Source organism: Pseudonocardia xinjiangensis (assembly GCF_012911925.1).
Classification (GTDB): Bacteria; Actinomycetota; Actinomycetes; order Mycobacteriales; family Pseudonocardiaceae; genus Pseudonocardia; species Pseudonocardia xinjiangensis.
Map to the genome: position 1 here is coordinate 1 of NZ_JAAXKY010000040.1, position 26,767 is coordinate 26,767.

General features: G+C 74.2%; 25 protein-coding genes. 20 read left to right on the forward strand and 5 right to left on the reverse strand.

All coding sequences use genetic code 11. The annotated features are described in order from the left end of the window. Positions 1–147 precede the first annotated feature (147 nt). The gene (yaaA, locus tag HF577_RS14330; protein ID WP_169396334.1) at positions 148–897 is read right to left on the reverse strand and encodes a peroxide stress protein YaaA; all 750 of its coding nucleotides are present in this window, start codon (positions 895–897) and stop codon (positions 148–150) included. 257 nt (positions 898–1,154) lie between these two features. On the opposite strand from yaaA, the gene HF577_RS14335 reads away from it, so the two are divergent. From HF577_RS14335 to HF577_RS39255, 6 genes are all read left to right on the forward strand, one after another. Continuing rightward, positions 1,155–2,468: a bifunctional o-acetylhomoserine/o-acetylserine sulfhydrylase gene (locus HF577_RS14335; RefSeq protein WP_169396335.1), complete on the forward strand. Its 1,314-nt coding sequence runs from the start codon at positions 1,155–1,157 to the stop codon at positions 2,466–2,468. 58 nt (positions 2,469–2,526) lie between these two features. Then, positions 2,527–3,663 carry a homoserine O-acetyltransferase MetX gene (gene metX / locus HF577_RS14340; protein ID WP_169396370.1) on the forward strand — a complete coding sequence of 379 codons (1,137 nt, stop codon included), beginning with the start codon at positions 2,527–2,529 and terminating at the stop codon, positions 3,661–3,663. A gap of 46 nt (positions 3,664–3,709) precedes the next feature. Continuing rightward, entirely contained in the window at positions 3,710–4,405 is a 696-nt protein-coding gene (locus HF577_RS38270) for a RibD family protein (RefSeq protein WP_169396336.1), read from the forward strand. Further along, positions 4,389–4,841: a cytidine/deoxycytidylate deaminase family protein gene (locus HF577_RS38275; RefSeq protein WP_169396337.1), complete on the forward strand. Its 453-nt coding sequence runs from the start codon at positions 4,389–4,391 to the stop codon at positions 4,839–4,841. The genes HF577_RS38270 and HF577_RS38275 overlap by 17 nt, the downstream gene beginning before the upstream one ends. A gap of 91 nt (positions 4,842–4,932) precedes the next feature. Beyond that, positions 4,933–6,681, forward strand: a complete 1,749-nt coding sequence (locus HF577_RS14355; protein WP_169396338.1) for a proline--tRNA ligase — start codon at positions 4,933–4,935, stop codon at positions 6,679–6,681. Positions 6,682–6,946: 265 nt separating this feature from the next. After that, the gene (locus tag HF577_RS39255; protein ID WP_169396339.1) at positions 6,947–10,282 is read left to right on the forward strand and encodes an FHA domain-containing protein; all 3,336 of its coding nucleotides are present in this window, start codon (positions 6,947–6,949) and stop codon (positions 10,280–10,282) included. A 37-nt stretch (positions 10,283–10,319) separates the two neighbouring features. Here HF577_RS39255 and HF577_RS37465 read toward each other — a convergent pair whose 3' ends face one another. Next, positions 10,320–10,949 (reverse strand): hypothetical protein, encoded by a 630-nt coding sequence (locus tag HF577_RS37465; protein ID WP_211174268.1) that lies wholly within the window; start codon positions 10,947–10,949, stop codon positions 10,320–10,322. Positions 10,950–10,956: 7 nt separating this feature from the next. On the opposite strand from HF577_RS37465, the gene HF577_RS37470 reads away from it, so the two are divergent. Then, positions 10,957–11,688: a hypothetical protein gene (locus HF577_RS37470; RefSeq protein ID WP_211174269.1), complete on the forward strand. Its 732-nt coding sequence runs from the start codon at positions 10,957–10,959 to the stop codon at positions 11,686–11,688. 16 nt (positions 11,689–11,704) lie between these two features. Here HF577_RS37470 and HF577_RS14370 read toward each other — a convergent pair whose 3' ends face one another. Then, the gene (locus tag HF577_RS14370) at positions 11,705–12,115 is read right to left on the reverse strand and encodes a secondary thiamine-phosphate synthase enzyme YjbQ (RefSeq protein WP_169396341.1); all 411 of its coding nucleotides are present in this window, start codon (positions 12,113–12,115) and stop codon (positions 11,705–11,707) included. Positions 12,116–12,134: 19 nt separating this feature from the next. On the opposite strand from HF577_RS14370, the gene HF577_RS14375 reads away from it, so the two are divergent. Further along, the gene (locus tag HF577_RS14375) at positions 12,135–13,154 is read left to right on the forward strand and encodes an aminotransferase class V-fold PLP-dependent enzyme (protein WP_169396342.1); all 1,020 of its coding nucleotides are present in this window, start codon (positions 12,135–12,137) and stop codon (positions 13,152–13,154) included. A gap of 11 nt (positions 13,155–13,165) precedes the next feature. On the opposite strand, the gene HF577_RS14380 is transcribed toward HF577_RS14375, so the two are convergent. Both HF577_RS14380 and HF577_RS14385 read right to left on the reverse strand, forming a co-directional pair. After that, the gene (locus HF577_RS14380) at positions 13,166–13,633 is read right to left on the reverse strand and encodes a ferritin-like domain-containing protein (protein ID WP_169396343.1); all 468 of its coding nucleotides are present in this window, start codon (positions 13,631–13,633) and stop codon (positions 13,166–13,168) included. Continuing rightward, the gene (locus tag HF577_RS14385; RefSeq protein WP_169396344.1) at positions 13,630–14,112 is read right to left on the reverse strand and encodes a hypothetical protein; all 483 of its coding nucleotides are present in this window, start codon (positions 14,110–14,112) and stop codon (positions 13,630–13,632) included. The genes HF577_RS14380 and HF577_RS14385 overlap by 4 nt, the downstream gene beginning before the upstream one ends. Positions 14,113–14,259: 147 nt before the next feature. On the opposite strand from HF577_RS14385, the gene rimP reads away from it, so the two are divergent. The 12 genes from rimP (at position 14,260) to HF577_RS14445 (ending at position 26,760) form a co-directional block, all read left to right on the forward strand. Beyond that, positions 14,260–14,802 carry a ribosome maturation factor RimP gene (rimP, locus tag HF577_RS14390; protein ID WP_169396345.1) on the forward strand — a complete coding sequence of 181 codons (543 nt, stop codon included), beginning with the start codon at positions 14,260–14,262 and terminating at the stop codon, positions 14,800–14,802. Next, entirely contained in the window at positions 14,799–15,818 is a 1,020-nt protein-coding gene (nusA, locus tag HF577_RS14395) for a transcription termination factor NusA (protein ID WP_169396346.1), read from the forward strand. Before rimP ends, nusA begins: the two co-directional genes overlap by 4 nt. A 116-nt stretch (positions 15,819–15,934) precedes the next feature. Continuing rightward, a complete protein-coding gene (locus tag HF577_RS14400) occupies positions 15,935–16,291 on the forward strand; it encodes a YlxR family protein (RefSeq protein ID WP_312859131.1) in 357 nt (118 codons plus the stop codon). A 93-nt stretch (positions 16,292–16,384) separates the two neighbouring features. Further along, positions 16,385–19,528, forward strand: a complete 3,144-nt coding sequence (gene infB, locus HF577_RS14405; RefSeq protein ID WP_169396348.1) for a translation initiation factor IF-2 — start codon at positions 16,385–16,387, stop codon at positions 19,526–19,528. A 67-nt stretch (positions 19,529–19,595) separates the two neighbouring features. After that, positions 19,596–19,898, forward strand: a complete 303-nt coding sequence (locus HF577_RS14410) for a DUF503 domain-containing protein (RefSeq protein WP_169396371.1) — start codon at positions 19,596–19,598, stop codon at positions 19,896–19,898. Positions 19,899–19,916: 18 nt separating this feature from the next. Continuing rightward, the gene (gene rbfA / locus HF577_RS14415) at positions 19,917–20,366 is read left to right on the forward strand and encodes a 30S ribosome-binding factor RbfA (protein WP_169396349.1); all 450 of its coding nucleotides are present in this window, start codon (positions 19,917–19,919) and stop codon (positions 20,364–20,366) included. Between the two features lie 35 nt (positions 20,367–20,401). Next, positions 20,402–21,400, forward strand: coding sequence for a DHH family phosphoesterase (locus HF577_RS14420; RefSeq protein WP_169396372.1), 999 nt, complete (start codon positions 20,402–20,404; stop codon positions 21,398–21,400). Between the two features lie 207 nt (positions 21,401–21,607). Continuing rightward, complete coding sequence (locus tag HF577_RS14425; RefSeq protein WP_169396350.1) at positions 21,608–23,146, forward strand: MFS transporter; 1,539 nt, start codon at positions 21,608–21,610, stop codon at positions 23,144–23,146. A gap of 61 nt (positions 23,147–23,207) precedes the next feature. Beyond that, a complete protein-coding gene (locus tag HF577_RS14430) occupies positions 23,208–24,416 on the forward strand; it encodes a S8 family serine peptidase (protein WP_169396351.1) in 1,209 nt (402 codons plus the stop codon). After that, a complete protein-coding gene (locus HF577_RS14435; RefSeq protein ID WP_169396352.1) occupies positions 24,413–24,664 on the forward strand; it encodes a ketohydroxyglutarate aldolase in 252 nt (83 codons plus the stop codon). The genes HF577_RS14430 and HF577_RS14435 overlap by 4 nt, the downstream gene beginning before the upstream one ends. A 77-nt stretch (positions 24,665–24,741) precedes the next feature. Beyond that, positions 24,742–25,389, forward strand: a complete 648-nt coding sequence (locus tag HF577_RS14440; RefSeq protein WP_169396353.1) for a class I SAM-dependent methyltransferase — start codon at positions 24,742–24,744, stop codon at positions 25,387–25,389. Positions 25,390–25,410: 21 nt separating this feature from the next. Continuing rightward, complete coding sequence (locus HF577_RS14445; protein ID WP_169396354.1) at positions 25,411–26,760, forward strand: MATE family efflux transporter; 1,350 nt, start codon at positions 25,411–25,413, stop codon at positions 26,758–26,760. Positions 26,761–26,767 lie beyond the last annotated feature (7 nt).

Sequence of the window (26,767 nt, forward strand, 5' to 3'; positions counted from 1 at the left end):
GATCGGACGGGGGCGGGCCACGTCCCGGGCGGCGATCGACATGACGCACCTCCTCCTGTCCTTCAGGCCGGTAGTCCGGCTGCTCGGCGGTCAGCGTGCTGCACGCGCGCCCGACGGCGCAACGGATTTACCTGGGCCGCCAGGCGTTCAGGCGGGAAGGATGATCTCCAGGGCCGTGGGGCCCGCGCGCTCGACCTGCATGCCGGCGCGCCGGGCGATCGCGGCCACGCCGGCGGCGTCCGTCGGCTCGGCCCGGGTGCCGGCCAACAGCCGGGCGAGCCTGCCCTTGTGCGCCTTGTTGAAGTGGCTCACCACGCCGCGGGTGCCGTCCGGGCGCTCGGCGAGCACGGTGACCGTCACCGCCCCGGGCACCCGGCCCAGCGCGGCGTACGACCCGGACCGCAGGTCGACGACCAGCTCCCCGGCGGCGATCCCGGCGAGCACCGGCTCCAGCACCGGCTTCCAGCGGGCGGCGAGCGTGGGACGGCCGGGCAGCGCCGAGCCCGCCGAGAGGCGGTAGGCCGGCACCGGGTCGTCCGCGCGGAGCAGACCGAACAGCGCCGACCCGACGGCCAGGCGGCCCCTGGCCCGGGCGGCTGCGGCCCCGCGCAGCGAACCGGCGTCGAGTGCGTCGTAGAGCACGCCGGTGTAGCGGTGCAGTGCGGGCATCGTCGGGGAGTCGAACAGCGCGGCGTTGCGGGCCACCTCGGCGTCCTGCTTCGCCGAGAGGCCCAGTGCGGTGCGGCAGTCCGCCACGTTCCCGGCCAGCTCGACGAGCTCGTGCGCGAGCTCCTTGCGCACCTGGCCGAGCTCCGGGTGGGGCAGCACGTCCAGCCGTAGGGGCGGACCGTCGCCGCCGTCGACCTTCGTCTCCGACGGGGGCAGCAGGACGAGCACCGGCCGAGGCTAACCCCATGTGCCGGCGAGGCCGCCTGAGCGGGTCCGGGCGCACGAAGATCCACATGTGGGTGACGTGCTCCGCGGTTGTGCACAGATGACCGCCGCATTACGGTCCAGCGCGTGATCTGCCTCGTGGCGCGCCGGCATGTGGACTTCATGCGGGTCACGAGCGCGGCCTGTACCGGCCGCTGACTCGGCCCCCCGGCGACCTTCGGTCGCACTCTCGACACCACCCGAACTCCAGGGAGAGAACTGTGTCCGACACCCCCGACCCGACCGCCGCCTGGTCCTTCGAGACGAAGCAGGTGCACGCGGGCGCCCACGCGGACCCGACCACCGGTGCGCGCGCCACCCCGATCTACCAGACCACGTCCTACACGTTCCGCGACACCGAGCACGCCGCCGCGCTGTTCGGGCTCACCGAGCTGGGCAACATCTACACGCGGATCATGAACCCCACCCAGGACGTCCTCGAGCAGCGCGTCGCCGCGCTCGAGGGCGGCATCGCGGCCGTCGCGTTCGCCTCCGGCCAGGCGGCCCAGACGCTCGCCATCCTCAACATCGCCGAGGCGGGCGACCACCTCGTCTCCAGCGCCTCGCTGTACGGCGGCACGTACAACCTCTTCCACTACACGTTCCCGAAGCTGGGCATCGAGGTCTCGTTCGTCGACGACCCCGACGACCTCGACGCGTGGCGCGCCGCCGTCCGCCCGAACACGAAGCTGTTCTACGCCGAGACACTCGGCAACCCGCGCGGCAACGTGCTCGACGTCCGCGCGGTCGCCGACACGGCGCACGAGCTGGGACTCCCGCTGGTCGTCGACAACACGGTGCCGACGCCGTACCTGCTGCGTCCCATCGAGCACGGCGCCGACATCGTCGTGCACTCGGCCACGAAGTTCCTCGGCGGGCACGGCACCGCGATCGGCGGCGTCGTGGTCGACTCCGGCAACTTCCCGTGGGGTGAGCACGCCGACCGCTTCCCCGGCCTGACCACTCCGGACCCGAGCTACCACGGCCTCAACTACTGGGAGGCGCTCGGCCCGCAGTCCTACATCATCAAGCTGCGCGTCCAGCTGCTGCGTGACCTCGGCCCGGCGATCTCCCCGCAGAACAGCTTCCTGCTCATCCAGGGCATCGAGACCCTGTCGCTGCGCATCGAGCGCCATGTGCAGAACGCGCAGACGCTCGCCGAGTGGCTGGAGCAGCGCGACGAGGTCGAGAAGGTGCATTACGCGGGGCTACCGTCCAGCCCGTGGTACGAGCTGGGGCAGAAGTACCTGCCGCGTGGAGCCGGGGCAGTGGTCGCGTTCGACATCCGCGGTGGTGTCGAGGCGGGGCGGAGGTTCGTCGACGCCCTGGAGCTGCACAGCCACCTCGCCAACATCGGCGACGTCCGCAGCCTGGTGATCCACCCGGCCAGCACCACGCACAGCCAGCTCTCCGGCGAGGAGCAGCTGGCCACCGGCGTGAGCCCGGGGCTGGTGCGGCTCTCCGTCGGGCTGGAGGGCATCGAGGACCTCAAGGCCGACCTCGAGGCGGGCTTCCGGGCGGCCAAGGGAGCGTGAGCACGTCCGTTCTCGACGCACGAGTGTCACGGAGCGAGCACAGGGGCGCCCCGTGAGTGTGGTGACGACCGATCTCCCTCCCGCCAGCGGTGCCTGGCGGGAGGGGGACGCCCCGGGCCGGCGGCGGTGGGTGACGCTCCCCGCCCCGCTGCGGCTGGAGTCGGGCGGTGAGCTGCCCGGCGTCCGGCTGGCCTACGAGACCTGGGGGACGCTGAACGCCGACGCGTCCAACGCCGTACTCGTGCTGCACGCCCTCACGGGCGACAGCCACGTGGCCGGCCCCGCCGGTGAGGGGCACGCCACCGCGGGCTGGTGGGACGAGCTGATCGGGCCGGGCCGCGCGCTCGACCCCGCTCACTGGTTCGTCGTGGCGCCCAACGTCGTGGGTGGCTGCCAGGGGAGCACCGGACCGTCGTCACCGGCGCCCGACGGCAGGACGTGGGGCAGCCGCTTCCCGCTCGTCACCACCCGCGACGCCGTGGCCGCGGAGACCGTGCTGGCCGACGAGCTGGGCATCGGGCGGTGGGCCTGCGTGGTGGGCGGCTCGATGGGCGGCATGCGTGCCGTTGAGTGGGCGGTCGCCGAGCCCGACCGGGTCGAACGGCTGTTCCTGCTGGCCTGCCCGGCCGCCACGTCCGCCGACCAGATCGGGTGGGCCGCGCCGCAGCTGGCCGCGATCCGCAGCGACCCGGGCTGGCGCGGCGGCGACTACCACTCCGCACCGCCCGGGCACGGGCCCCACCTCGGACTGGGCATCGCGCGGCGGATGGCGCACCTGAGCTACCGCAGCCCCTTCGAGCTGTCGGAACGGTTCGGCCGCGACCCACAGGACGGTGAGGACCCGTGGCACGGCGGCCGCTACGCCGTGGAGTCCTACCTCGACCACCACGCCGAGAAGCTCGTGCGCCGCTTCGACGCGGCGTCCTACGTCCGGCTCACCGAGATGATGAACGCCTTCGACGTGGGCCGCGGCCGGGGCGGTGTCGCCGCCGCGCTGGGCCGGGTCACCGCGAGGACGCTCGTGGCCGGGATCAGCTCCGACCGGCTGTACCCCACCCACCAACAGGCCGAGCTGGCCGCGGGGATCCCCGGGAGTGGTCCACTGCGGATGATCGAGTCCCCCTACGGGCACGACGGCTTCCTCATCGAGGCCGCCACCGTGAGCTCGCTGCTCACGGAACTGCTGGTGAGCTGAGTCGCCCCTGCCGGTGTCCCGCTGCTCTCAGGGGGATGATCGGGCCGTGAGCTCTCGGCCCTACGTGCTGCTGTCCGTCGCGACCTCGGTGGACGGCTGCATCGACGACCGGTCCGACCAGCGTCTCATCCTGTCCGGCGCGGCCGACCTCGACCGCGTCGACGCCGAGCGGGCCGGGGTGGACGCGATCCTCGTGGGGGCCACCACGGTCCGCCGGGACGACCCGCGCCTGCTCATCCGATCCCCGGAGCGGGTCGCCGCGCGCGTCGCCGCGGGACGCAGCGCCCATCCGCTCCGGCTGACGATCAGCAGCAGCGGTGACCTGGACCCGGCCGCTCGCCTGTTCACCACGGGCCCGCAGGAGCGGGTCGTCTACGTGCCCACGGCCGCGGTCGGCGCGGCGCAGGCCCGGCTCGGGGCCGTGGCCACCGTGGTCGGCGCGGGCGACCCCGTCGACCCGCGGAGCATCCTCGCCGACCTCGACGGCCGCGGCGTGCGGCGGCTGATGGTCGAGGGCGGGACAGCGGTGCACACTCTGTTCCTCACCGCCGGCCTGGTGGACGAGATCCACCTCGTCGTGGCGCCGTTCTTCGTCGGCGACCCCGGCGCACCGCGGTTCGTCGGCGCGGGGACGTTCCCGCACGACGTCCGGCACCGGATGCGGCTGGCCGAGGTGCGGACCGTGGACGACGTGGTGCTGCTGCGGTACCTGCTGGGAGACACCGATGACGACAACGGTTGACCGGGCGATGCTCAGAGCCGCGATCGACCTGTCGCGGTGCTGCCCGCCGTCCGACACGGCGTTCTCGGTGGGCGCGTTCGTCACCGCGGCGGACGGGCGGGTCCTCGCCGAGGGGTACTCCCGCCAGCGCGACCCGCACGACCACGCCGAGGAGACCGCGCTCGCCACGCTCGGCGAGGGGTGGCGGGCCGAGCCGGGGACCACCGTCTACACCACGCTCGAACCGTGCAGCGTGCGGGCGTCGCATCCGCGGACCTGCACCGAGCTGATCCTGGCTGCCGGGGTCGACCGGGTGGTGTTCGCCTGGCGGGAGCCGTCGATCTTCGTCGACTGCGAGGGGGCGGAGCTGCTGCGCGCGGCGGGGTTGGAGGTCATCGAGATGTCCGATCTCGCGGCCGAGGTGCGTGCGGTCAACCGGCATCTGCTGCAGGGATGAGGGAGCCCGCCGTCCCCGCGGGGGGCGCCGGGCTGCTGTGCAGGGGGAACCGGCAGGACCCGGGCGGGGGGACGTCGCTACCCTTTCCCAGGTGCTGACCCGGATGTCGTCGCTGTTCCTGAGGACCCTGCGCGAGGACCCGGCCGACGCGGATGTGCCGAGCCACAAGCTGCTCGTCCGTGCCGGCTACGTCCGACGCGTCGCGCCGGGGATCTACTCCTGGCTGCCGCTCGGGCTGAAGGTGCTGCGTGCGGTCGAGCAGGTGGTGCGCGAGGAGATGGACGCCATCGGCGCCCAGGAGATCCACTTCCCGGCGCTCCTGCCGCGCGAGCCCTACGAGGCGACGGGTCGCTGGACCGAGTACGGCCCCAACCTGTTCCGGCTCAAGGACCGCAAGGGCGCCGACTACCTGCTGGGCCCCACCCACGAGGAGCTGTTCACGCAGCTGGTCAAGGGTGAGTACTCGTCCTACAAGGACTACCCGGTGATGCTCTACCAGATCCAGACGAAGTACCGGGACGAGGCGCGGCCCCGGGCCGGCATCCTGCGCGGCAGGGAGTTCCTCATGAAGGACTCCTACTCCTTCGACCTGAGCGACGACGGGCTGTCCGAGTCCTACCGGCGCCACCGCGAGGCCTACGTCAAGATCTTCGACCGGCTCGGGCTGGAGTACGTGATCGTCGCGGCCACCTCCGGGGCGATGGGCGGCTCGGCGTCGGAGGAGTTCCTGGCCGTCGCGCCCACCGGCGAGGACACGTTCGTGCGCAGCCCCGGCGGCTACGCCGCGAACGTCGAGGCCGTCACCACGCCCGCGCCGCCGGAGCAGCCGATCGATGGCCTGCCCGCCGCGCAGGCGCACCACACGCCCGCCACCCCCACGATCGCCACGCTCGTCGACTTCCTCAACCGTGCTGACCTCGGCCGCACGTTCACCGCGGCCGACATGCTGAAGAACGTGCTCGTGAAGACGCGCAGGCCGGGCCAGTCGGAGTGGACGCTGCTCGGGGTCGGGGTGCCCGGCGACCGCGACGTGGACATGAAGCGGCTGGAGGCGGCGCTCGACCCCGCCGAGGTCGAGCTGCTCGACGAGTCCGACTTCGCGAAGGCGCCGTTCCTGGTCAAGGGCTACATCGGGCCGGGGGCACTCGCCGCCAACGGCGTGCGCTACCTGGTCGACCCCCGGGTCGTGCGGGGCACGGCCTGGGTCACCGGGGCCGACAAGCCCGACCACCACGTCGTCGACCTGGTGTGCGGCCGGGACTTCACCCCCGACGGCACGATCGAGGCGGCCGAGGTGCGCGAGGGCGACCCGGCCCCCGACGGCAGCGGCGACCTCGAGGCGGCCCGCGGCATCGAGATCGGCCACGTCTTCCAGCTCGGCCGCAAGTACGCCGACGCGGCCTCGCTCGACGCCCTCGGTCCGGACAGCAAGCCCGTCCGGATCACGATGGGCTCCTACGGCATCGGCGTGTCGCGGCTCGTCGCGGTGATCGCCGAACAGAGCCACGACGACTCCGGCCTGATCTGGCCGCGGGCCGTCGCCCCGGCCGACGTGCACGTCGTCGTCGCGGGGAAGTCGGAGGAGCTGCTGGCGGGCGGGGAGGCGCTGGCCGCCGACCTGGAGGCCGCGGGCCTGCGGGTGCTGCTCGACGACCGCAAGGCATCACCCGGCGTCAAGTTCGCCGACGCCGAGCTGATCGGCGTCCCGACGATCGTCGTGGTGGGCCGCGGTCTGGCCAACGGGGTGATCGAGGTGAAGGATCGGCGAAGCGGTGAGCGTGTCGAGATACCGCTGAACGGCGCAACAGCGCACCTCGCCGATCTGGTGCAGAAGCAGTAGCAATCGCCCCTAGCGGCACTGCGCTCCGCATGATCGACTGTCCGCGTGTGACGTCGGGCGGTGCGGAGGGCGCGCATGCACGAGCATGCCGTCCTCCGTATCGCCCTGAACGCGGTCTGCCGGTGCTCGACGCAGCGGACGCGAGGCTGCGGCACGAGGATCGAGCGGCGCTCCCCACGCGTGACGCTCCGATCCGGACCCGTGCCGCCTCCCTCGGCGTCGGCAGATCGCGCCCCGGCGGTTCCGCGGGAGGAGGTTGACCCGAATGGACTTCGACGCGTTACGGGCCGCCGTCGTGCCCGGCGACGGGGTCGTCGGACGCTGGCCCGGCCTGGTCTGCGTGGCCGACTGTGCGGACCGCGCGGTCCTGCGCCGTCTGCTGGACGTGTGCGCAGGCACCGCAGGCCCCGACCCGGGCCGCACCCTGGCCCGGCGCCTGGCGATGTGGCTCGGTGGCCCGGACGCCCCCAAGGCGGACCTGCGGTTCGGCACCGTCGCGATCACCGGTGACCAGTGGGCCGTGTTCCTGTTCGGCTCGGTCGGGCTGGTCGTCCCCGAGAGCGGCATCGAGCTGTCCGGTGCCCACGCCGCCACGTGGACCGACCGGCTGCTGCCGCGGCAGGCCGCCCCCGGAGTGCTCGTGCTCGAGGGCAGCCGGGTCCCGTCCGACCTGGTGGACGGCGTGCACGACCTACGGTCCGGTGTGGTGCCGGGAGCGGGCGCCGTGCTCGTCCACTCGCGCCGCCCCGCCGGGGGCGACCCCGCGGAGGAGGTGGCGTCGCGGTCGCCTGCCGACTCGGCGTGGCCGGACCTCAACGACGTTCCGGTCGAGCTCGAACGCTCCCCGTGGAACCTGACCGACGCCGGCCCGACGGCAGGCGGCCGGGCGGCGAACCGGCGGTCCGCCGACCTGAGCGCGGACGACAGTCCCGCCTGGCACGGGATGCTCGGCGGCAGCGAGGCGCTGGACAGCGAGGTGCTGGGCGCAGAGCTGCTGGGCAGCGACATCGGGGACACCCGGGGTGGTTCCGCTGCCGGCCGGGCGGGGTCCGGGTCGATCAACGGTGCGTGGCCCGGGCTACCGGCGGGAGCCCGCCGGGCCGGTGCCGAGCGGCCGGGTGGCACCCCGCCGGGTGCCCGCCGCGGGCGAGCCGGGCGCGTCGGTGCCGGCCGGGGTGGCCTCGGAGCCAACGGCTCGGTGCTGCGGGCGGTGGGGAGCCACGACTTCGCGCTCCCCGAGTCCGGCGGCAGCGCCGACGGGGAGCGTGACGACGAGTCCGACGGACGAGCGGGGAACGACGCGCCACCGGGCGCGGGTTCCGCTGACTCCGCGGCAGCCGGTGCGCCCGTCCGCGAGGCCGCCGATGACGACGCCGGTGCCGACGCCCGCGGTTCCGCTGCGGCGGAGGTCGTCGGGCTGGCCGGCGCCGAGCGGAACGGTGCCGACCGGAGCGGTGGAGACCGCCGGAACGGGGCCGAGGCCGGGAAGGCCGCCGCAGGTGGGGCCGCCGCCCGCTCGTCCACCGCGGCTGCGGGCCGGGGATCAGCCGACGCCGGTCGTGCCGAGCCCGAGGGCGCCCGATCCAGCAGCGACCGGTCCAGCAGCGAGCGGTCCTCCTCGGACAGCTCCGCCGGGGGCAGGTCCGGCGACGACGCCCGGTCGGGCAGCGAGCAGTCGGGTACCGGGCAGGCGGGCCGGGCTGCGACGGCCTCCACTGCGTCCCGCGCGGCCGAGCCGCAGCGCCCGCCGGCGCGCGCCGAGTCCGACGGTGCCGACGCGACCCGCCGGGCCACCGGTGCCGCCGGTGCGCGTGGCGCTGGGGCCGGGTCCGCTGCTCCGGGTGGCAGCGGGCCGGGTCGTGCTCCGGCTGCCGGTGCGGCCGAACCGGACCGTGCCGGGCAGGTCGGCGCCGAGCGGGCCGGCCAGGGCCGGGCCGCGGCGGGTGGCAACGCTGACCGCGCCGCTACCGGCCGCACCGACTCGGGTCGTGCCGCCGCCGGGGGCACGGGAGCGGGCGGAGCCGACAAGGGCCGCGCGGGATCGGAGCGTCCTGAGGCGGGTGGCGCTGACCGGGCCGCTCCGGGTCGCGGCACCGCCGACCGCACCCAGCCTGGCGACCGACGGACCGGCGGTGCCCCACCGGGTGGCCCGAACGGGGCCGGTACGGGGAGAGCAGGGTCCGGCACCACCGGGGCGGGCAGTGCCGGGTCGAACGGCGCGGTCGTCAACGGAGCGGGTCAGAACGGGGCCGGCTCCCATGGGGCCGGCCCGAACGGTTCTCGGTCGAACGGGGCCGGGTCGAACGGGGCCGGGTCGGTCAGCTCGTCCTCGGGCGGTGCCGCGACGGGCCGGGCGTCGGACCGCAAGGACGCCGGCCGGGGTGCACCGGACCGCGATGCGGCCGGTCGGGGCAGCACCGGCCAGCACGATCCTCGCCGCACCGCATCGGCCGGCGCATCCGCCGGCAGGGCCGCCAAGAACGGCGCCGCCCGGAACGAACCCGGCAAGAACAGCGCCGGCCAGAACGGTGCCGGCCAGAACGGTGCCGGCCAGAACGCTGCCGGCCAGAACGGTGCAGCCACGAACGGGGCCGCCACCAAGGGTGCCGGCCCGAACGGTGCCGCCGGAGATCCCGGAGGCACGCGCGACCCGGGGTCCGACGATGCCGCACCGGGTGGCCTCGCGCCCGTCGCCCAGCTGGTGCCCCGCAACCAGGGCCGCGACGATGCCACCGGGGCCGAGTCCGGTGGGTCGGGCGTGGCGTCGGTGCACCCGCTCGCCCCGGACTCCTCGCGGCGTCGGGCCAACGGCGGTTCCGCGACGGCGATCCAGTCGGACGCGTGGTTCGCCGCCGCCTCCGACGTCGCGGAGGCCGACGCTCCCCCGCGAGGGGGCGGCCCCCGCCACGGCCGGCCGGAGGAGGACAAGTCGGCAGGCCGCGCCGCGGGCGCCGCCGGAACCTCGAAGCCCGCCGCGGCCCGGGTGCAGCCGGAGAGTCCTGCGGAGCAGACGCAGCTGCAGGTCGAGCGGGTCCCCGGCGTCGTGCCGCCGGAGCCGTCGAAGCAACCGGCCCGGCCAACCGGCGACGCCGCAGCAGTCGAGGCCCACCCGAGCGGGGCCGAGGCACCGCAGGTACGCGGCCACCTCTGCCCGCGCGGCCATCTCAACGACCCACGCTCGCAGTCCTGCCTGACATGCGGGACGCGGGTGGAGGACCGCGGCGGCGCGCTCGTCTCCGGTCCGCGGCCGTCGCTGGGCACGCTGATCTTCGACGACGGCGCCACCCACAGCGTCGACGGCGACTATCTCGTGGGCCGGATGCCGGAGGCGGACCCCCGGGTCCGGGCCGGTTCGCTGCGCTCGCTCCTCGTCGAGGACCCGTCCGGGGCGGTGTCGCGGGCCCACGCCGAGATCCGCGTCAACGGCTGGGACGTGCTGCTCGTCGACTCCGGGTCGCGCAACGGCACGTTCGTGGCGGGCCCGGGAGAGTCGGCCTGGACGGCACTGCCACCACGGCAGTCACGCTGGCTGGTGGCGGGCACCCGCGTGCGGCTCGGCGGACGGACGTTCCTGTTCGAGGCACCCCCCGGGGTGCGCTGACCCGTCGCCTCCCCGGCGGCAGCCGAGCCCGCCCGCGTCAGATCGTGACCGGTCGGGCGCTGGCCACGATCGCGTCGAGCGCGGCCCGGGACGGCGACGGGGGAGCTTCCGGCGGGCCGCCGGCGTCGTCCCCGTTCACCAGGAGCACCGCCATGGCCGGTTTCCCGTCCGTCCCCGTGGTCGGCACGGCGAGCACGAGGACGGTGCCCGCGGTGGCCAGGCACCCGTCGTCGGTCGCGGTCCGCGCCGTCGCCTCCACCAGGGTGCCCTGGACACCGCCGACGTCGATCGGGCGCGCTGCTCCTGCCGTGACGTCCGGCCTGCTGCCGTCGGGCGGGGTGTAGAGGGCCTGGGCGAGACCTTGCGTCAGCGCCGGCACGGAGGTCAGCGCGACCGTCCCCGGCAGCACCGCGCTCGCCACGATCCCGCGGACGAAGGACCGGCCGCCGCACGAGTACTCGGGGCCGCGCGCCACACCCGTGAAGTCGAGCCCGAAGGGGTTGGTCAGCGGGTCCCCGCCCTGCGTCCAGTCGGCCGGGACGTCATAGCTGAGGACGGGGGTCTGGATCGCGGCCACCGGCCCGGCCCCGGCTGCGTCCGTGCGCGACCCGATCAGCAGATAGCTGCCGACGCCGAGACCGGCGAGCACCACGGCTCCCACGGCCACGAGCGCGATGAGCGTCCGCCGGCTGCGCCGGGGCGGGCCGGTGGGCGCAACCGCCGGGCCGCTCCCGGGCCACCCCTGGGGGCCCGGAGGTGGCCACGACCCTCCGGCCTGCCCTGCATACGGCGACGGCCCGGGCCCGGCCCATGGCGCGCCCGCGGCAGGCGGTGGTGGCGGAGCGGCCCACGGCGCAGGCGGGGTGGGCGGCCCCCAGGCCCCGGCCTCCGTCGGCCCCGGCGGGGGTGGAGCGTCCACCACCGGCAGGCCCCACGGCGCGGTCTCGGGGGCCGTGGCGGGTGGCGCGGTCCAGGCGGTGGCTGCGGTGGGGGCTTCGGTGGTGGGGCCCGGATCCGTCGTCGGCGGCGTGCTCCACGGGTTGGTGTCCGGTGCGTTCGGCGGTGCCGGTGGCGGTGTCCACGGGGAGGCCTCCGTGGCGGGCTCCGCCGCGGGTGGCGGCGTCCAGGGCGAGGTCTCCGGCATCGTCCGCGGCGACGACGGTGGCGTGGACGGTGGGGGCGGGGTCCACGGGGACGCCTCCGGCGCAGGATCCGGGCCCGGCTCCGTGGTCGGCGCACTCCACGGGTTGGTGTCCGGTGCGGACCCCGGTGCGGCGTCCGCACCAGGGTCCGGTGGCAGCTTGCGGGTGACGGGTTCCGACGGGGCCGTCCGGTCGGACTGCCGGTCGTCGGGCCCGGGCTGCGGCGGCTGCGCTCCACCGTTCGTCGTCACGGATCAAGGGTAGAGGGCGGACGCTGCGCTCAACCCGCCAGGAACGACAGCCGCACCGACCGGACGGGATTGTCGCCGTTGGTGTCGACGAGACAGACCGACTGCCACGTGCCGAGCGCGGGGCGCCCGTCGAGAACCGGCACGGACATCGACGGCGCGATGATCGCCGGCAGGACGTGGTCGCGGCCGTGCCCCGGGCTGCCGTGCCGGTGCCCCCAGCGGTCGTCGGCGGGGAGCAGGTCACGCAGCGCGGCGAGCAGGTCGGTGTCGCTGCCTGCGCCCGTCTCGATCACGGCGAGGCCCGCCGTGGCGTGCGGAACCCACACGTGCAGCAGGCCGTCACGGGCACCGGTCGAACGCAGGAAGGCGGCGATCTCGTCGGTCAGGTCCACCACGGTCTCCCGGGAACCGGTGCGGATCTCGATCAGCTGGCTGTCCATCCTCGTAGTGTCCCGCCTCATGCGCAGCGCATTCGGTCAGGAGTTCGACGTCCCCGACGGTTACCTCAACACGGCAGGTATCGGCATCCCCTCCGCGGCGGCCGCCGATGCCGTCGAGTCCGCGGTGCGGGACTGGCGCACGGGCGCCGGGCGACCCGGCGACTTCGAACAGCCGGTCCAGCTCGCCCGGGCCGCCTTCGCCGGGCTCGTGGGGTTCGATGTGGAGCGGGTGGCGATCGGCTCGGCGGTGTCCGAGCTCGTCGGGTTGGTGGCAGCGAGCGTGCCCGACGGGACGCGGGTGCTCGTGGCGTCGGGGGAGTTCACCAGCGTGAGCTGGCCCTTCGCGGCCCAGTCCGCCCGTGGCGTGACGGTCACGGTGGCCGAGCCCGCGGAGCTGGGGGAGCGGGCCGCCGACCACGACCTCGTCGCGGTCAGCGTCGTCCAGTCCGCCGACGGCCGGGTCGCCGACCTCGACGCCCTGCGGGCCGCCCGGGCGAGCGGCACCCGCGTGCTGCTTGACGCGAGCCAGTCACTCGGCTGGTTCGACGCCGACCTCAGCTGGGCCGACGTCGTCGTGGCCGCCGCCTACAAGTGGCTGCTGAGCCCACGCGGGGCGGCGTGGATGGCGGTGCGGCCCGAGCTGGAGCTCGTGCCGACGTCGGCGGGGTGGTACGCCTCCGCGGACCGCTGGGCCGACATCTACCGCATGCCGATGCGGCTCGCTCCCGATGCGCGGTCCCTCGACACGTCGCCCGCCTGGTACAGCCACGTGGGTGCCGCCGCCGCCCTGCCCTGGCTCGCCGGGCTCGACCGCGCGGCAGTGCACGCACACTGCGTCGGGCTGGCCGACCGGTTCCGCGCGGCGCTGGGGATGGAGCCTGCCGGGTCGGCGATCGTCGCCGTCCGCACGCCGGAGGCGATGGAACGGCTGACCGCCGCGGGGGTCGTGGCCAGCGGCCGGGCCGGGGCCGCCCGGCTGGCGTTCCACCTCTACAACACCGAGGCCGACAGCGCCCGCGCACTGGCGGCCCTCACCTGACGAGCGCCGGGTCAGGGCCGGCCCGGGAAGATCGGGATCGCGGGGGGCGTCCTGACGACCACCCGCCACCGGGCGCAGCGGAGCGTGCCCGAGGTGAGGGCGGACAGCGACGCCTGGCGCAGCTGGCGGTCGGTGGTGTGCTCCACCACCGACAGCCACGCGGTGAGCGCGTCGGTCTCCGCCACGACGGCCAGCGCGGCCGCGGACGGACCGTCCACCACCGGCTGGGGCGTGTGGTACGCGGGCTGGGCCGACACCGGTTGCGCCCCGTACAGGCTGAGGGTCTGCTCGACCGCACCGCGCAGCTTCCGGTGCGCGTCGGCGTCGGCGTCGGCCTGCTTGATCTGGTCGGGCGGCAGGAACGCGGGGATGAGGGTGTAGCACCACAGCGCGGCGTGCTCGGCCGCGAGTGCGTTCTGCAGCGCGGCCATGGCCGTCTTGTCGATCGTGGGCCCACCGGGCGGAGGCGGTTCGGTCATCCGAGCACCTCCGCGTACGCGGCACAGCACGCCGCCACCGAGGCGACGAGCCCGACGCGGTCGACGGGCAGGGTGAGTACCGCGCCGGCCGCCGCCTGGCCGGAGGCGACCGTGGCGGCGCGCACCTGGGCCAGGGTGACGGTCGAGGCCGGGCGGGCGGGCGGCGTGGTGGGCTGCACCGGGGCCCGGTCGGGGTCGGCGCGGGCCACCTCGGCCTCGAGGGCGACCGCGTGCGCGGTGCGGGCGTCGGCCAGCGGGCGCACCCGGTCGGCGAGGGCGGGCGATGCGGCCACGGCCGCGGCGGCCAGTGCGGCGTCGCTGCGGGCGGCCTCGGCGAGCGCGATCAGCGGATCGGGACCGTCGCCTGCGCCGGCGCCGATCGAGCAGCCGGCCAGCGCGGGCGGTAGCAGGAGAAGTCCGGCGAGCACCCGGCGACGGCTGATCCCGGGCACGGACGCCGGCCCGGACGGTGCTCTCACGACTTCTCCTCACCCTGCTCGCCGCTCGCCCATCCTGCCAGGCCGCTGCCATGGTGCGGCGCGATACCCTGGCAAACCCACCGCACCCGGGAAGCGGCATCCGCCGCAGTGCCGCGTAGGCGGAGAACCGAACGAGCAGGAGTCACGATGCCCTCCCCCCGCCCCGCGCAGGATGCCGGGCAGCCGCCCGAGCAGCTGCACGGCGTGCTGGAACCGATCGTCCGCGACGCCGGATTCGAGCTGGACCAGCTCGACGTGCGTGCCGCGGGCCGTCGTCACACCATCAAGGTCGTGGTGGATTCCGACTCCGGCATCGGGCTCGACGACATCGCGCATCTGTCCCGGCTCGTCTCGGCCGAGCTGGACCAGCACGAGCACCTCATCGGCGGCTCCTACACGCTCGAGGTCACCTCGCCGGGCGTGGACCGCCCGCTGACCGGCCCCCGCCACTGGCGGCGAGCCCATCTGCGCCAGGTCGCCGTCCGCACCCGCGAGGGCGCGACGTTCACCGGCCGGGTCGGCCGGGCAGGCGAGGACGCGGTCACGCTCCTCGTCGACGGCGAGCTGCGCGAGCTGCGTTACGCCGACGTGGACCACGCCGGCGTGCAGGTGGAGTTCCGGCCAGCACCCGAGGCCGAGCTGCAGCTGCTGCAGGGGGCGTCCGAGCCACCTCAGGAGGACACGGCATGAACGTCGACATCGCGGCGTTGCGCACCATCGAACGTGAGAAGGACATTCCGTTCGAGACGGTCATCGAGGCCATCGAGACCGCGCTGCTCACCGCCTACAAGCACACCGACGGGCACCAGGCCCACGCCCGCATCGACATCGACCGCAAGACCGGCGCGGTGCGGGTCATGGCGCAGGAGATGGGCCCGGACGGGGCCGTCGACTCCGAGTGGGACGACACCCCCGAGGGCTTCGGCCGGATCGCCGCCACCACGGCCCGCCAGGTGATCGTGCAGCGGCTGCGCGACGCCGAGCACGAGCGAACCTACGGCGAGTTCGCCGCGAAGGAGGGCGAGATCGTCGCGGGCGTCATCCAGCGCGACGCCCGCGCCAACGCCCGCGGTGTGGTGATCGTGCAGCTGAGCGGCCAGACCGAGGGTGTGCTGCCGCAGGCGGAGCAGGTCCCCGGCGAGCGGTACGAGCACGGGTCGCGCATCCGGTGCTACGTGGTCGGCGTGACCCGGGGAATGCGTGGGACGCAGATCACGTTGAGCCGGACGCATCCCAACCTCGTCCGCAAGCTGTTCGCCCTCGAGGTCCCGGAGATCGTCGACGGCTCGGTGGAGATCGTCGCGGTGGCCCGGGAGGCCGGTCACCGGTCCAAGATCGCCGTCCGCTCGACCGTGCCGGGCGTCAACCCCAAGGGCGCGTGCATCGGGCCCGTCGGGGCCCGGGTGCGGGGCGTGATGAGCGAGCTGGCCGGAGAGAAGATCGACATCATCGACTGGTCCGAGGACCCCGCGACGTTCGTGGGCAACGCCCTGTCGCCCTCGAAAGTGGTGTCGGTCACGGTCCTGGACGCCCGCACCAAGACCGCCCGGGTCGTGGTGCCCGACTTCCAGCTCTCGCTGGCCATCGGCAAGGAGGGCCAGAACGCCCGGTTGGCGGCCCGGCTCACCGGGTGGCGCATCGACATCCGCAGCGACGCCGACCCCCGCGGGGCCGTGGACGCCCCCGAGTCGGAGTCGGTCGGCTGAGCCGCGGCGTACCCGGCGAGGGCGAAACGCACAACGGTGCTGCGCTACACTCCACCACGGCCCACACTTCGGGTTTGGCTCCCGCTCGTCCGATCCCCGCTCCGGATCTCCGATCCGTGGCGGGACCTGTTCGGACCTGCATAGGATGCCGGAGCCGATCAACGGCCGACGATCTGTTGCGGGTCGTCGTGGTGGACGGGGTACTCACCCCGGACCCACGGCGACGGCTCCCCGGACGGGGTGCATGGCTGCACCCGGTTCCGGAGTGCCTGGACCGTGCCGAGCGGCGCTCGGCGTTCCCGCGGGCGTTACGCGTCCCGGGTCCGCTGGACACCGGTCCGGTACGGGCCGGAATCGAAGGTGGGGGTCTGAGCGAGCACGCGAACGATGCAGTGCGGATGGGCAGTACCGCGAGCGGGGCCCGGGAGAGACCCGGGTCCGTCACACGAGGAAGCAAGGTCGACCCGTCATGAGCCAGTCGTGAAGATCGCACCATGAACGTGCTTCGACACTAGGTTCGAGGTCGAGCGGAAACCGCCGCCGGCCTCCGATAAACAAGGAGTGCAGTGGCAGGCAAGGCCCGCGTGCACGAGCTCGCCAAAGAGCTCGGCGTCAGCAGCAAGCAAGTCCTGAGCAAGTTGCAGGATCTCGGCGAGTACGTGAAGTCCCCGTCCTCGACCGTCGAGGCCCCCGTGGCCCGGAAACTTCGCGAATCCATGTCCAACGGCGACTCCGGTGGCCGACGTTCCGGTGGCAGGCCCCGGCCCGGGGGTTCCGCCCCCAGCCCGTCGGCGGTCCCGCCGCGCCCGGCGCAGCCCTCTGCCGGTGGTCCGGTGCCCGGCCCGCGTCCGCAGCCCGCCGCCCCGGCGGCGTCCGCACCGGCGCCCGCCTCGACCGGGTCGCAGGACCGTCCGCGGCCCAGCGGCCCGCGTCCCGGGCCCCGGCCCGGACCGTCGGCCGTGCCGTCCCGGCAGGAGCCCGAGCGCAGCCAGCCACAGCAGCCCGCCGCCCCGGCCCCGGCCGCGCAGGCTCCGGCCGCTGAGGCTCCCGCCGCGCAGGCTCCGGCCGCTTCGGCGCCGGCTCAGCCGGCCACCCGGCCCGCGCCCGGTCCCGCGCCGCAGCGGCCCGCGCCCGGCCAGTCCGGGCGTCCGCAGCCCGGCTCGCAGAGCCCGGCCACGCCCGGTCAGCAGCGGCCCGCCGCCGCCGACCCGAGCACTGTCGTGCCGCCGCGGCCGAGTGGCCCGCGTCCCGGCCCGCGCACGCCGCGGGTGGGCAACAACCCGTTCGGCGTCGGTTCCGGCGCCCCGCCGCGTCCGGCCCCGCCGCGTCCCGGCCCGCCCGCTCCGGGGCAGCCCCCGGCTCAGGGCGGTCAGGGTCAGGGTCCGGCTCAGGGCGGCCCCGCCCCCCAGGGCGGTCCCCGTCCCGGTGGGCCTCGTCCCTCGGCTCCGCGTCCGGGTGAGCCCGGCCGCGCCGGCCCGCGTCCCCCGTCGCCCGGCAACATGCCTCCGCGGCCGAACCCCGGCATGATGCCGGCGCGTCCGGCTGCAGGGCGTGGTGGTCCTGGTGGTCCCGGTGGCCGTGGCGGTCCCGGTGGCCCCGGTGGGCGCCCCGGTGGTCCGGGCGGACGTCCGGGCGGTCCCGGTGGTCGTCCCGGTGGCGGTGGCTTCCGCCCCGGTGGCGGTGGCCCGGGTGGTCCCGGTGGCGGCGGTGCCCCGGCCGGTGGCGGTTTCCGTCCCGGTGGCGGCGGTGGCGGTCGTCCCGGTGGTGCCGGTGGCCGTGGCCGCGGTGGAGCCGCGGGTGCGTTCGGTCGTCCCGGTGGGCCGGCCCGCAAGGGTCGCAAGTCGAAGCGGCAGAAGCGCCAGGAGTTCGACTCGATGCAGGCCCCCTCGGTCGGCGGCGTCCGCCTGCCGAAGGGCCACGGCGAGACGATCAAGCTCCCGCGTGGTGCCTCGCTCACCGACTTCGCCGACAAGATCAACGCCAACCCGGCGTCGCTGGTGCAGGTGCTGTTCCACCTCGGTGAGATGGTCACCTCCACGCAGTCGGTGTCCGACGAGATCCTCGAGCTGCTCGGCACCGAGATGAACTACCAGGTGCAGGTCGTCAGCCCCGAGGAGGAGGACCGCGAGCTGCTCGACAGCTTCTCCATCTCCTACGGCGAGGACGCCGGTGGCGAGGAGGACCTGGTCATCCGGCCGCCGGTCGTCACCGTCATGGGTCACGTCGACCACGGCAAGACGCGCCTCCTCGACACGATCCGCAAGGCCAACGTCATGGAGGGCGAGGCCGGCGGCATCACCCAGCACATCGGTGCCTACCAGGTGGTCACCGAGCTGGAGGGCTACGAGCGGCCCATCACGTTCATCGACACCCCGGGCCACGAGGCGTTCACCGCCATGCGTGCCCGCGGTGCCAAGTCGACGGATATCGCGGTCATCGTGGTCGCGGCCGACGACGGCGTGATGCCGCAGACGGTGGAGGCGATCAACCACGCCCAGGCGGCCGACGTGCCGATCGTGGTCGCGGTCAACAAGATCGACAAGGAGGGGGCCAACCCCGCCAAGATCCGTCAGCAGCTCACCGAGTACGGGCTGGTGGCCGAGGAGTACGGCGGCGACACGATGTTCGTCGACATCTCGGCGCGCGAGAACATCAACATCGACCAGCTGCTGGAGGCGATCCTGCTCACCGCCGACGCCTCCCTCGACCTCCGGGCCAACCCCGACATGGAGGCGCAGGGCGTCGCGATCGAGGCCCACCTGGACCGCGGTCGCGGCCCGGTGGCCACGGTGCTGGTGCAGCGCGGCACGCTCCGGGTCGGCGACTCGGTGGTCGCGGGCGACGCCTCCGGGCGCGTCCGGCGGATGTTCGACGAGCACGGCGAGGACGTCATCGAGGCGTTCCCGTCGCGTCCGGTGCAGGTCATCGGGTTCACCTCGGTGCCAGGCGCAGGCGACACGTTCCTCGTCGTCGACGAGGACCGGGTGGCTCGCCAGATCGCCGACCGGCGCCGGGCCCGCGAGCGCAACGCCGAGCTGGCGTCGCGTCGCAAGCGGGTCAGCCTGGAGGACCTGGACGCCGCGCTCAAGGAGACCAACCAGCTCAACCTGATCATCAAGGGCGACAACTCGGGAACGGTCGAGGCCCTCGAGGACGCGTTGCTGCAGCTGGAGGTCGGCGAGGACGTGGAGCTGCGGGTGATCCACCGCGGTGTCGGTGGCATCACCGAGGGCGACATCAACCTCGCCATCGCCGACAACGTCATCGTCCTGGGCTTCAACGTCCGGGCCGAGGGCAAGGCCACGGAGCTGGCCAACCGCGAGGGCGTGGAGATCCGGTACTACTCGGTGATCTACCAGGCCATCGAGGACATCGAAAAGGCGCTCAAGGGCATGCTCAAGCCCGAGTTCGAGGAGGTCGAGCTGGGCCGGGCCGAGGTCCGCGAGGTCTTCAAGTCCTCGCGCGTCGGCACGATCGCCGGTTGCCTCGTGATGTCCGGCACGATCCGGCGCAACGCGCGGGGCCGGCTGCTGCGCGACAGCGTGGTGATCGCGGACAACCTGCCGATCAGCTCGCTGCGGCGGTTCAAGGACGACGTGGTCGAGGTCCGCGAGGGCTTCGAGTGCGGTTTCACCCTCGGCAACTACAGCGATATCAAGGTCGGCGACGTCGTCGAGACCTTCGAGATGCGCGAGAAGCCGAGGAGCTGACGCGACGCGGGGGGAGCGGTTCCGCCGCTCCCCCCGCGGCGTTCACCGGATGGCCGTGGAGACCCCCATGTTCGTCGGAGCGCTGGAACTGGACGTCCTCCTGGGGGACGTCCATTCCCTCAAGGAGAAGCGGTCGGTGGTCCGGCCTGTCCTGGCTGAGCTGCGTCGCAAGTTCGAGGTGGCTGTCGCCGAGGCGGGCCACCTCGACCTGCATCGCCGTGCACTGCTCGGCGTCAGCTGTGTGGCGGCCGACCACGGGCATGTCACCGAGGTGCTCGACCGGTGCGAGCGGCTCGTGGCCGCCCGCCCCGAGCTCGAGCTGCTGTCGGCCCGGCAGCGCATGCTGGGCCCCGACGACGACGAGTCGTAAGACCTAGAGGAGCACGTGATGGTGGACCAGGCCCGCGCCCGCCGGCTGGCCAAGCGGATCTCGCAGATCGTGGCTGCCGCCCTGGAACACGAGGTCAAGGACCCGCGCCTGAAGATGGTGACGATCACCGACACGCGCGTCACCGGTGACCTCCGGGAGGCCACGCTCTACTACACGGTGCTGGGTGAGACGGTCGACGCCGATCCCGACACCGCAGGTGCTGCCGCCGCCCTGGCGAGCGCCACCGGCGTCCTGCGCTCCCTGGTGGGGGCGGGCACCGGTATCCGCCACACGCCGTCGCTCGCGTTCGTGCCCGACCAGGTGCCCGACGAGGCTCGCCGTATGGAGGAGCTACTGGCTCGCACGCGGGAGTCCGATGCCGAGGTGGCCCGGCTCGCGGCAGGGGCCCGTCCGGCAGGTGATCCCGACCCCTACCGCACCCCGCGCGAGCGAGCCGAGGAGGAGTGATCGCACGCGGTGCCCCCTGTGACGACGGGGCGGGGGTGGCCGGCTCCCTCGACGCGTGCGTCGCGGCTGCCGGCGCGGTGCTGACGGGGGCGCAGGACGTCACCCTGCTGGCCCACGTCAACCCGGACGCCGACTCGCTCGGGAGCGCGCTGGCTCTGGGCATCGCGATGCGGCGCCGCGGCGCCGCGGTCCGGGTGTCGTTCGCGACGCCGGAGCAGGTGCCCGAGACGCTTCTCCCGCTGGACGTGCTGGGGCTGGTGGTCCTCCCGGACCAGGTGCCGATCGCCCCCCAGGTGCTGGTGGCCTGCGACGCCGCCGAGCCGTCCCGGCTCGGGAGCCTGGCGAACCGGTTGGACGCCGCCGGTTCGTCGGTCATGATCGACCACCACGCGTCCAACCCGGGGTTCGGCGACGTCCAGGTGCTGGACCCCCGGGCGGAGGCCACGGTCGTGCTGGCCCACCGCGTGTTGGTCGCGATGGGGGAGCCGCTCGACGCCGACATCGCCCGGTGCCTGTACGCGGGGCTGGTCACCGACACCCGCGGGTTCCGCACGGCGGGTGCGGCGGCGCACCGCATGGCGGCCGACCTCCTGGCCGCCGGGGTGGATGCCGAGGCGGTGGTGGGGCCGCTCATGGACACCCATCCCTACGGATGGCTGGACGCGTTGGGCAAGCTCCTGCAGAGCGCTGTGCTGGAGCCGGACGCGGCCGGTGGTCTGGGCCTGGTGCACGCGTGTGTGTCGTCGGCCGACACCACCCGCTTCCGCGTCGAGGAGATCGACAGCGTCGTGGACGTGCTCCGCACCACCGCCGAGGCCGAGGTCGCCGCGGTGCTGAAAGAGGTCGGCCCCGCGCGCTGGACCGCCTCGCTGCGGTCGAAGGGACGCGTCGACGTCGCCGCGGCGGCGGGGCTGCTCGGTGGAGGTGGCCACCGCGCGGCGGCGGGTTTCAGCCGGGACGGCTCGATGGGCGAGGTGCTCGCGGCTCTCCGGCACGCGCTGGAGACGTTCGACGCAGTGGAACGCCCGGCCTGACCGCCTGTCTCCGGACCAGAGGCTTTTCCTCAACTTGTATTCGCCGCATTTCGCCTGTTATCGGCGCGTGCATCGGATGTGGTGGCAAGTTTATTTGCGAAGGGGTTACCGGCCGCCGGATAGTATTGTTTCGTGCGGGCGAATTTCTTTATTCAGACCTTTTCGGCGTCGCGGGAGAAACAGTCGGAGTCCGCCGGGTCCACCACGATGCAGGGCCTCCCGGTCGGCACGCTGGTCGTCGCGTCCATCGCGGTGATGGTGGCCCAGATCAGCCTGGCCACCCCGGCGACGCTGAACGGGCTGTTCCAGCAGGACCTTCACCCCGTCGGATCGCAGCTGACCTGGATCTCGGATGCGTTCCTGCTCCCCGTCGCTGCGTTGGAACTGAGCTTCGGCGTCCTGGGCGACCTGTTCGGACGCAAGCTGCTGCTCGTCATCGGCGGCGTCCTGCTGACGGCCGGTGAGTTCGTCGCGTCGGCAGCACCCGTCGTGCAGGTGGTCTGGGTGGGACAGGCGCTGGCCGGCCTCGGTGCCGGAGCGGTGTTCCCGACGTCGCTGGCGATGCTGGTGGCGGGCACCCACACCACGAGGGACCGGTCGAGGAGCATCGCGCTGTGGGCGGGCTTCCTGTCCGCAGGGGGCGTCATCGCTCCGGTTCTGGGTGGCATCACCGGCAGCTACGGCTCGTGGCGGTGGTCGCTGATCGTCGTCGGCATCCTCGGCGTGGTGTCGATCGTGCTCGGTCTCGCATTCGCGACCGACTCCCGGGCACCCGAGGGGCGGTCGCTGGACTGGGGTGGCCAGGTGACGCTCGCGGTCGGCCTGATCGCGTTGCTCTACTCCGTCATCCAGGGCCCCACGGACGGCTGGACGGACACCGCGGTGATCGCCGGGTTCGTCGTGGCGGCCGTCTTCCTCGCGCTGTTCGTCGTGGCGGAATCCCGGGCCGCATCGCCGATGCTGCGACTGGATCTGTTCAGCAACCGGGCATTCGCGGTGGCCTCTGCCGTCGCCGTGATCGGCATGTTCAGCTTCCTCGGCACCGCCTACGCCACGAGCATCCGGCTGGGCCCCGTCCAGTTCCAGAGCCCGTTGCGGACCGCGGTGCCGTTCCTGCTCCTGCAGGGGCCGGCGTTCGTGCTGATCCCGCTCACCTCGTGGCTGCTCCAACGCGTCAACCCGCGCTGGCTGCTCGGATCCGGCTTCCTGTTCATGGCCGCAGGCCAGTTCGCCGCGGCGACAGTGCCCATCGCCGACACCACACTCACCTCGCTGGTCGTCCCGATCGGGTTGGTGGGGATCGGGTTCGCGCTGGCCGTCACGTCGATCACCGCCACGGCCGTCAACACCGTTCCGATCCACTACGCGGGCATGGCCAGTGCCGCCACGAGCCTGCTGCGCGACTTCGGCTTCACACTCGGCCCGGCGGTGATCGGCGCCGTCGCACTCGGCGAGGCGGGCGCACGGTTCACCTCGACCGTCGCCGGTGCCGGCCTTCCCGCGGGCGAGGTGGACGCCGCCCGCTCCGTGGCGGGGGAGGGCGGCCCGCTCGCCGTGAACGCGATCATGCCGGGCCAACCGGGTGCGGCCGCCCACCAGGTCGCCTACGACGCGCTGGGCCACGGCTTCGCGGTCGGCTTCGCCGTCTGTGGTGCCGCTGCCCTGTTCGCCGCGGTGCTGACGGTGGCCGCCATGCGCGGCGGCCGGTCGGACAACATCGTCCGGCGGGAAGCCCTCATCGAGTAGATCGAGTGCCCGAAGGGGCAGATGATCTGCGGGTCGGTCGATCATCGGCCACCATGGGTCGATGACTCGACCTGACGGGGCATCCACGGCCTCCACCACGGGGCGCTTCCTGCTCGTGCTCAACGACGACGTCTTCGGGGACGACGAGGCCTCACGTGCAGTGGTGCGCGACGTGAGCGGCACCGAGGACGTCGTCTCCACCCGTGACGGTGACATCGGGGTGCGTGACCTCGGGGGGACGGGCGCGCTGCTGTTCGCCGAGCTCGGGATCGCGGTCGTCACCGTGGCACCCGAGCGGGTGGGTGCGGCGGGGCTGTTCGAACCGGCCGACGACCGGTTGCTGGCCGTGGAGCCGGAGCGTGTGGTGCATGCCCTGCAGGACGTGGCTCCGATCGACTCCACGCAGGAGGAGGAGTTCACCGACACCGCGGAGTCGACCTGGGGCCTGCAGGCCACGGGTGTGCTCGCGTCGGCGGAGTCCGGAGCCGGCATCACCATCGCGGTGCTCGACACCGGCTTCGACGTGACGCATCCCGACTTCGCCGGCCGCGACATCACCGCGCGCTCGTTCGTCGACGGGGAGACGGCCCAGGACGTCCAGGGGCACGGCACGCACTGCGCGGGCACCATGGCAGGGCCGCTCGACCCACCGCAGGGCCCGCGCTACGGGGTGGCGTACGGGGCACGGCTGCTGGTGGGCAAGGTGCTGAACGACCAGGGGAGCGGTACCGACGCCGACATCCTCGCCGGGATGAGCTGGGCCATCAGCGCGGGCGCGCAGATCATCTCGATGTCCCTCGGCGCGGACCAGCGCCAGATCTCCACCGCCTACGAGACGGTGGGGCGCCGCGCCCTCGCGGCCGGCACGCTGATCGTGGCGGCGGCGGGCAACAACGCGCACCGCTCCCAGGGGGATCCCGGTTTCGTCGGGGTACCGGCGAACAGCCCGTCGATCCTGGCGGTGGCGGCGGTGGACGCCGCACTGGCCGTGGCCGACTTCTCGGCCGCGGCAGGCGACGTCGACGGTGGCGAGATCGACATCGCGGCGCCGGGGGTGGCGGTCTACTCCAGCTGGCCGGTCCCGAGGCGGTACAACACGATCTCGGGCACCAGCATGGCCACCCCCCACGTCGCCGGGATCGCCGCGTTGTGGGCGCAGCGCAGCGGGGCGGACGGCCGGGAGCTGTGGGACGCGCTGGTCGGCGCGGCCCGGCCGCTCGGACTGCCCGCCCAGGACGTCGGCGCCGGGCTGGCGCAGGCCCCGTCGTGACCACGCCAGCAGGCCCCGAGCAGACGCCGGTCACGGTCACCGCCGACGACGCCCACCTCGACGAGCTCGACCGCCTGGCCGACCGGCTGCGCGCGGCCGGGATGGAGGTCGAGCAGGTGCTGGAGCCGGTCGGCGTGATCACCGGCTCGGCCCCGCCCGGCTGGGAGTCCCTCGCCGACCTCGACGGCGTGGCGGCGGTGGAGCCGGGGCGCACCGTGCGGCTCCCCCCGCCCGATGCGCCCCAGTAGGCGGCGCATCGCCGGTTGATCCGCCCCCCTGCCGTCCCGGCTACGGTGGGCGCGATCGAACGAAGGAGCCCAGCCCGATGACGTCCGACACCGGACCCGCCCGTACCGAGCCCCCCGCGAGGTCGGCCCGCCGTGCCTTCCTCGCGGCCGCCCTGCGCAGGCCGGCGACGATGGGCGCGATCGCGCCCAGCTCGCCGCGGCTCGGGGCGGTGCTGGCGTCGGTCGTGCCGGGCGCGGGTTCCCCGGTGGTGGTGGAGCTCGGGCCGGGCACCGGTGCGGTGAGTGCCGTGATCGCGGAGAAGCTGCCGCCCGGTGCCCGGCACCTCGCCGTCGAGCTGGACCCCGACATGGTCGCGTTCCTGCGGCGCACCCGGCCGGGGCTCGAGGTGGTGCCGGGCAACGCGGCGAACCTCGGAGCCCTGCTCGGCGAGCGGGGGATCACCTCCGTCGACGCCGTGATCTGCGGCCTGCCGTGGGCCTTGTTCGACGACTCCACGCAGACCGCGCTGCTGGGCGAGATCAGCAGTGCGATCGGCTCGACGGGCGCCTTCACCACGTTCGCGTACCTGCACGGGATGACGCTCGGTGCGGCGCGGCGCTTCCGGCGCACGCTGCGGGAGACGTTCGACGAGGTGCTGGTCACCGCCACGGTATGGCGCAACGTGCCGCCGGCGTTCGTCTACGTGTGCCGACGTCCGCGCGGGGAGCCCTCCATCGGTGGCTGAACCCTCGATGAGCCCGCTTCGATGACCTTGACCAGCGACCGCCTCCCCGCCCGGGAGGTGCTGCGGCTGGCGGCTCCCGCGCTGCCGGTGCTGGCGGCCGAGCCGCTGTACCTGCTCGTCGACACCGCGGTCGTCGGCAGGCTCGGCGCGGTGCCGCTCGCCGGCCTCGCCGTCGCCGCCGTCCTGTTCGCCCAGGTCACCAGCCAGCTGAACTTCCTGTCCTACGGCACCACGGCCCGCGCGGCGCGGCTGTACGGGGCGGGCAGGCGCGGCGACGCCGTCGGCGAGGGGGTGCAGGCCACCTGGCTCGCGCTCGCGGTCGGGCTGGTGGTGATCGTGGTCGGCCAGCTCGTCGCCCGTCCGGTGGCCACGGCGCTCGGTGACGGCGGGGCCATCGCCGATGCCGCCGTGTCCTGGTTGCGGGTCGCGCTGTTCGGGGCCCCGCTGGTGCTGGTGACGCTGGCCGGCAACGGCTGGATGCGCGGGGTCCAGGACACCGCGAGGCCGTTGCGCTACGTACTCGCCGGCAACGGGCTGTCCGCGGTGAGCTGCTTCGTGCTGGTGCACGGCGTGGGCGGGTGGGCAGGCCTGGGGCTGGTCGGCTCCGCGATCGCCAACGTCGCGGGTCAGACGGTCGGCGCCGGCCTGTTCCTCGGGGCACTCGTCCGGGCCGCGCGGGCCGAGGGGGTGCCGCTGCGGCTCCGGCCTGCCGTGCTGAGGATGCAGCTCGCGCTCGGGCGGGACCTCATCGCCCGCAGCCTCGCCTTCCAGGCGTGCTTCCTGTCCGCCGCGGCGGTCGCCACCCGGTTCGGTGCGGCGAGCGCCGCTGCCCACCAGATCGTGCTGCAGCTGTGGTTCTTCCAGGCACTGGTGCTCGACGCGGTGGCGATCGCGGCGCAGTCGCTCGTGGGCGCGGCGCTGGGGTCGCCCGAGCGGGGAGCCGAGCGGGCGAAGGCACTCGCCCGGCAGGTCACCCGCTACGGGCTCGTGCTCGGCGTCGGGTTCGGGGCGCTGTTCGCCGCGCTCTCCGGGGTGCTGCCACCGGTGTTCACGCCGGACCCCGCGGTGCTCGCGGTGGTGCCCGTCGCCTGGTGGTTCTTCGCGGCCATGCAGCCCGTGGCCGGGGTGGTGTTCGCCCTGGACGGCGTGCTGCTCGGCGCCGGGGACGCCGCCTACCTGCGCACCACCACGCTGGCCGCCGCGGTGCTCGGGTTCCTCCCGCTGATCTGGGCCTCGCTGGCGTTCGGCTGGGGCCTGGCCGGCATCTGGGCCGGGCTGACCCTGTTCATGCTGTTCCGCCTGCTGGCGGTGGGGCTGCGGGCCCGCTCGGACCGGTGGGTGGTGACCGGCGCCGTCCGCCCGGCGGGATGACGGTCGC